This is a genomic window from Nostoc sp. LEGE 12454 (assembly GCF_056620565.1).
This window is the reverse complement of record NZ_JBWQXL010000023.1, coordinates 96,936-103,228: the sequence shown is the minus strand read 5'-3', so window position 1 is coordinate 103,228 and position 6,293 is coordinate 96,936. Positions and strand designations below refer to the sequence as shown.

The following is a 6,293-nucleotide window of genomic DNA, read 5'->3' as shown; positions in this document are numbered from 1 at the left end:
AATCAATCATTGACTCTGAAGGTCGTGTGATTGCAACTTGGGCGGATGTAATCAACCGCGCTAACCTGGGTATGGAAGTAATGCACGAGCGTAACGCTCACAACTTCCCTCTCGATTTGGCTGCTGGCGATTCTGCTCCTGTAGCTCTTACCGCTCCTGCTATCAACGGTTAATCAATAATCTGAGATACGCTCCCCACGCTTATCTGTAAACGAAAGACGCTCTCCCGAAAGGGGGGGCGTTTTTCCATTGGGTTAATTAATCCGTTAAGCATGACACTTGACATTTTTTTGAAGTGTAAAAATGATCCTTATAGTTGAGAAGTTAGGAAATAATTATCAAAAAGTAAATTTTACGGGTAATAATTGCTAGCAGCGCAGATAATTGCCTGAAAGCTCAACTATAAGGAAAAGCCAAGAATGATTTTACACCGTGGACGTAGGGTAGTAGCCGCTTTGCTGCTGTCAGTGGTACTACTGACAACAGCCTGTAGTCCAAAAACACCTGGACGTTTTGACCAGGCGCAAAAAGAAAGCACTCAACAGAAAAAGGGTCTTGCGGTAGCTAAAACCGCAACTCAAGGTAGCGAATTTAATAAATTTTTCCCAAAAGCTGGTGATGGCTACCAACGCGTCTATACCCAAGAGAAAAAAGGCTTTGCGGAAGCGAAGTTGAAAAAAGGCGGTAAAGATATAGCGGTGCTGTCTATTTCTGATACCACTAGCACACCCAATGCAGCAGCAAAGTTCTCGAAAAGCACTAAAAAAATTGGCGGTTATCCCGCAATAGAAGTTGGTAAAACGCAAACTGCAATTTTGGTAGGTAAGTACCAAGTAAAAGCACTTTCTCGCGATTCATCATTTACAGGTAGCGATCGCGAAGATTGGCTAGAGAAGTTTAATCTTAATGGTTTGGCTAACCTGAAATGATTTGCACTAGTAACATTCAAATAATAAAACCTAAATAAGGAGATTTTTGTGAGCAAATCGATTGTTGAGTTGGTCGATCAATTGCCAACTGGCGGCTTGACTGTTTCTATGTTGAAGTCCCTAGATTTTGTTGCTCCTGGAGAGTGGCAAAATACCGTCGGCTTTGTCAACACTATCAAGAAAGTTACTGGCGAAGACGACGAAGATTTAATTCAGCAAATTGGCGAACGAGCGATTTATCTATTCAATGACAAATCCCAAGGATACCAAACAGCCTTGTGGTTATATCAAACTGTTGATAATACAGATAAAGCGCTTGGTGCAGCAGCTTTAGCTAACAAAGTCGGCGAAAAAATTCCTCTGTTGGGTTTTTTAAACTCTGTCACTCCCAAACCAGATAAAGCCCAAACCATTGATTTGACATTAAAGTTAGTGGCTGAATTGGTAGCCTTCTGTCAAATTAACGGCATTCCGGGAGATAGTATTGGGGATTTTGTCGCCTCTTTAGGAGAGTATAGTGGTGAGTCACTGATCCGCATGGTGGCATTAGTTTGCGTTGATGGTTTGATACCTTTGGGCCCAGATTTTATCAGCAAAGCGATATCTGGGTTGAATCAAACAAATCCACAGGAGTTAGAACAAAACTCGACTTTCCAAAACATCAAAGATGTGATTCCAGGGAACAATGCTGGCAGTAAACTTAACTTTATCGGCGAAAGCTTTGACTCTGTGAAAGGTTGGATGAATGGGTTAGTTAGCGCCAATAATTTAACACCGCAAAAGGTTGTCCACAACTTGCAAAGTTTTACCGATATTGCCGATGACAAGTTGGACTACCTCGCAGCATTCCTGGATGTAGCAACAAATTATTATGAGCATACTGGCACGCAAACTTTAGCACATCGCTTGATTGAACGCGCGGTGGCTGAGATTTAGGTTGATAGGAAGTGGGGACTGGGAAGATTTCCCAATCTCCAATTCCTATTGGGGTAAATGCAAATCTGCTGCGATCGCATACAAGTAAGGTTGAAAAATAGCCAAGTTTTCTAGTTTATCAAACTTACCTGTTTGCGTACCTGTGTCAAATGCAGTAGTCATTACGTAAAGTTTAGTACCATCAAAGGCAACATGACCGATATGTTGCTCTTGTACTCCACCTTGTCGCTTAAGTCCGGCGAACCCATAACGGATTCCCTGAAGCTTACCAATCGGTACTGGTTGCGGTGGGTAGGCTGAGAAAATAATCTCTTTTCCATATTCACCCTGGCGATCTTTGGCTAACGCAGCGTAGTGGTCTACAACCCAAGTCTTAAGTACTGGTAATAATTGGGTTTGGTATTTGGGACTTTGGTAGTCTACTAAAGAAGCAGTTGGAATACCAGATGCTAAGAGTTTCTTTCGGAAATCCTCATTGTTTGCTAGTGGGTAAATGTTAATCTCAACTGTACCCAAACGTTTTCCTTTGGAGGAGACACACAACAGGGGTGCATTTCCTTCACAGGGATAAATTTGCCAGTTAGTTGGAGCAGCAGCACTTCCCAGAATTTTCTGCCAGATATTTCCTTGATTAGAGTTGGGAAGTTCGGCAACAGTAGGAGGTTTTACTACTTTGGGTGAAGAAAATTGGGGTAGAAAAAATTTGGCTCCCACCGGTATTGACACCAGCAAAATAGAACCTAGTAATAAATGATAAAGTCGTAACATTTTTTCAAAATCCAGAGCCAGGGATTGCAGACTAACGATATCTACAATACTTTATGGATCTCTGCTTCGGGAGAGTTTCTAGCTATGATGTATATCTAAGAACATCAATCAAGTTGTTCTTAGATTACATCTTATGGTTTATTGCCTAAGTTGACACATTAAGCAATGCTGTACTCCTAGAAATAATTTGTATTGCTTTCAATGGTTCAGCCGTTTAATCTTCGTCAAGGGCTGGGAAAGCTTCTTCAAGCTGCCACAACCGATCTTTATTTTCAACGAACCAAATACGAGTTTCTGGAGTTAATTTACTCCAAATGTCTTCAACCGGGATGTGAGGAGATGCATACTGATAATGCTGACCAAGTGATTTAAGATTGTCCGCTACATCACGGGGAATTCCAAATTGTTCCCAGTCAACTGTTATATGTCTTCCCGAAACTCCGGCTGTGGGGTCGAAAACCAATTGTGCCGATCTGACTAAATCAGCAAAGTGTTTCGGTTTGAGTTTGGTGATTTCTTGAATTTGGAGTGATTCGTTATGCTCTTGAGACATGATCGCCGCAGTGGTAAAGATTAGTGATTCAGTTGAATTTACTGCCAGAGATTTTTACCCCAATATTTTTACTTTAGCGCAGAGGCACTAACTCGATCGTGACTTAACCACACAAGGGGTTTGAGCAAATCGTTTAAGGTGAGCAAATTTACCACATATCTATCAGTACAATGTCTAAGCTAGTAATAAAAGTTTGTAGTAAGCACTTTAGTGCTTAAAAAATAAGGACTAAAGTGCTTACTACGAACTGTTCCCAGTATCTATTTTAGTGACGAGTGTAGGAATGCTCAAAGTGAGTTTTGAGTGTATGAGCCATAACAGAGATGACAATTGCTACTATAGCAACCGATATTGCTGCGATTTTAATTCTAAAATCATCTGCAAGTATTGCTACAGCAGCTAGAGCGATCGCTACTCCGATACAACCTTGTTTGACTCTATTTGTCACCTGATAAGCTCGATTGCAAGAACTACAAATAAGTGTGTGTCGCGTGAATCTATCTAGCAAAATCGGCTTTGAATTCAACTCTTCATTCTCAATATTTTTAAATGTAGAATAGCCTTGATAAAAAGGCAAAGATGACCCAAATTTATCTAGCCACTTGCGGTACTCAATCACTAATGTGTCAGATGTTTTCAGCGGCAAATATAATTCTTTGAGACTTCTTCCCAAGCGCTCAATTTCTGCCTGTTGTCCCGCAATCAGAGGCAAATCCTGCTCCAATATTTTGTTCGTATTCAAGTGATCGAGCCAGCGCGGCCTCAGCTTGACTCCCCAAGTCATGAAATTACGATAACCTCTAGCTAAAAGACGGCATCGCCCTTTACCTAAAGGAATTGAATATAAAGCTAATCCAAATGTCCAATCTTTTTTTTCAATATAAGCAGTGTTCAGTACAAGACTTGGAGCAACAAAATCAATATACTTCCAGGCTTCATTTGATTTGTTAGCTCCCCGCCACCTACCTTTAACTCCCTGAACTGAATTCTCTAGCACTTCCATTTCTAGCGGTTGGGCATTTTTACGATTACCACCACCTCTAGTGCCATTATGGCTAATAGCAACATGAGCAGGATCGATGACGTTTTCTACTAGATATGTTTGGTCATAAGGCAGATCCAATATAAAGTCTGCACACACAAATCCTGATTTATCTAAATCTGGCAAAATTGGAATACTTTCATCAACAGCAGTTTCTTTTTCGCCAGCCCATACCCAAATCATGCCTTGGCGTTCCACAACTTTAAAAGATGGCACGCAAGCATTGGCTGGAATTTTTGCATCTGTTGGTAATTGGGGAATGTGCAGACATTCACCATCACTGCCAAACTGCCAGCCGTGATACAAGCATTCAATTTTGCCGTCAATAATTTGTCCTTCAGAAAGTTTCGCTGTACGGTGAGGACAACGATCGGCTAAACAAATCAATTGTCCATCTTTGTCTTTGAACAAAACCAAAGGTTCATCGTACAAGGAAAAGCTATGAGGGCGGTTAGCAGGTAAGTCTTTGACGAAGGTGACGGGATACCAGCATTGCCTCCAGTTAAATTCTTGCTTTTCCTCTAATTTCTCAAAGGTAGAAGTTGACGGTATCGCCTGTAGTGTTTCTGTTTCTAATGACATATTTATCTCCAGGTTTCTATTATTTTAGACTTTTGGATTTGCAAATCTTTAGTCCTATAGATAGAACATTTCTAGAGTGAAACTTCAAAGATTAACCATGAGAAAGCATTTAAGCATTTTGAGGAAGTCAAAGGTCATTTTGCTTGCGGAAAATACTGAAATTAGTAAGCAAACTGGGGTTTGAATAAGCCAAAGGTCATTTTGCTTGCGGAAAACACCAAAATGAGTAAGCAAACTGGGGTTTGAGTAAGTCAAAGGTCATTTTACTTGCGGAAAACACCAAAATGAGTAAGCAAACACAGCTTTTGAGTAAGTCAAAGGTCATTTTGCTTGCGGAAAACACCAAAATGAGTAAGCAAACACAGCTTTTGAGTAAGTCAAACCTCATTTTGAGAAAGCATTTAAGTATTGTGAGAAAGTAAACGGGTGTTTTTATAAAGAAATGAGGCTTTTTGATAAAGTAATCGATAAATATACTTAACTATTGAAAATCGCGCCTGCACAAATGAAGTCGGCGATCGAATAACTTGATAACTTAGTGATTTGTTTATAGAATAATTACCTCAGCTACTCATCTTCGATTAGAACTGTAACAGCAGCGATCGCAATCAACATTTCGTCATTTTTATCATTGAGTTCGGGAATCGCCCGCCCTTGAACTATCATCCCCCCAGATTCTACGGTGAGGGTTTTTCGCCCAAATGGTAATACAGCGAGTACTTCTTCTTCTCTAACTTGTTCTGGATATGGCACTGCTACCTGAACTTCTATAATCATTTGATTGGGGTGACTCAAACCTGCAACTTCCCAAACACCAGGTAAGGCATTGTGAGCGATCGCATTTCGTACTGCCCTAGATGCTGCTACAGTTGGTTCTTGTCCGTGTTGATCGATTCCCATCCCCATTTCGATAATCAAGCGTTTACGGACCATTGCTAACTCCGGTAAATTTTGCACCTTTCACCAAGAAAAGCAGCTATTCTGGGGGGCAAGAGCCAAAACGAATACTGCATCCCTTCTCTACAAGACCCTTTCCACAGAGTCCTGCAATGAGAGCCAGATATACTCGCGCCCTCTTACCTCCTGTCTGCTGCCTACTTTCACAGTAGACGCTGCAAGCGACTTAGACGGTCTGAATAACTTCTCATAACCTCTATGGCAAACATAGGAGTTTCCTGAACGGCAAACAGAAAGCCTTTCTCATCAAGGAAAACCAGTTTGCTATCCACCTTAGCAATAGCTGTGTAAGTTCTACTTTTTACTCCCACAAGTACCCCAGCACCAAAAACTCCACCCGTTTCAATGGTTTCTACAACCTTGCCATTGACCAATATATTTACTTCTCCTTCGAGAATGCCATACATTTCATCACCAGACTGTCCTTCTTCAAAGATGACTTGGCCTGCTGAAAATGCTTTAGGATCGGGTTGTTTTTGAAATATACCGACTGTTACAACAGGACTTAACATTAGAGCAACCCCGA

7 protein-coding genes and 1 pseudogene are annotated in these 6,293 nt (G+C 41.0%); 3 read left to right on the top strand and 5 right to left on the bottom strand.

From position 1 onward, the window contains the following. From AC1F2U_RS22335 to AC1F2U_RS22325, 3 genes and pseudogenes are all read left to right on the top strand, one after another. Positions 1 to 173: pseudogene (locus tag AC1F2U_RS22335) on the top strand (photosystem II q(b) protein); the annotation flags it as partial. A 246-nt stretch (positions 174 to 419) separates the two neighbouring features. Further along, the gene (locus AC1F2U_RS22330; protein ID WP_334837548.1) at positions 420 to 929 is read left to right on the top strand and encodes a hypothetical protein; all 510 of its coding nucleotides are present in this window, start codon (positions 420 to 422) and stop codon (positions 927 to 929) included. 48 nt (positions 930 to 977) lie between these two features. Continuing rightward, entirely contained in the window at positions 978 to 1,865 is an 888-nt protein-coding gene (locus AC1F2U_RS22325; protein WP_480263056.1) for a hypothetical protein, read from the top strand. Positions 1,866 to 1,910: 45 nt separating this feature from the next. Here the strand turns inward: AC1F2U_RS22325 and AC1F2U_RS22320 are convergent, their stop codons facing one another. The 5 genes from AC1F2U_RS22320 to AC1F2U_RS22300 form a co-directional block, all read right to left on the bottom strand. Continuing rightward, the gene (locus AC1F2U_RS22320) at positions 1,911 to 2,633 is read right to left on the bottom strand and encodes a hypothetical protein (protein WP_480263055.1); all 723 of its coding nucleotides are present in this window, start codon (positions 2,631 to 2,633) and stop codon (positions 1,911 to 1,913) included. A 214-nt stretch (positions 2,634 to 2,847) separates the two neighbouring features. After that, positions 2,848 to 3,186 carry a hypothetical protein gene (locus tag AC1F2U_RS22315; RefSeq protein ID WP_094347761.1) on the bottom strand — a complete coding sequence of 113 codons (339 nt, stop codon included), beginning with the start codon at positions 3,184 to 3,186 and terminating at the stop codon, positions 2,848 to 2,850. 265 nt (positions 3,187 to 3,451) lie between these two features. Next, complete coding sequence (locus AC1F2U_RS22310; RefSeq protein WP_480263054.1) at positions 3,452 to 4,810, bottom strand: aromatic ring-hydroxylating dioxygenase subunit alpha; 1,359 nt, start codon at positions 4,808 to 4,810, stop codon at positions 3,452 to 3,454. 567 nt (positions 4,811 to 5,377) lie between these two features. Further along, positions 5,378 to 5,743, bottom strand: a complete 366-nt coding sequence (locus tag AC1F2U_RS22305; RefSeq protein WP_335178030.1) for a Lin0512 family protein — start codon at positions 5,741 to 5,743, stop codon at positions 5,378 to 5,380. A 167-nt stretch (positions 5,744 to 5,910) separates the two neighbouring features. Beyond that, positions 5,911 to 6,279: a Crp/Fnr family transcriptional regulator gene (locus AC1F2U_RS22300; RefSeq protein WP_335178017.1), complete on the bottom strand. Its 369-nt coding sequence runs from the start codon at positions 6,277 to 6,279 to the stop codon at positions 5,911 to 5,913. Positions 6,280 to 6,293 lie beyond the last annotated feature (14 nt).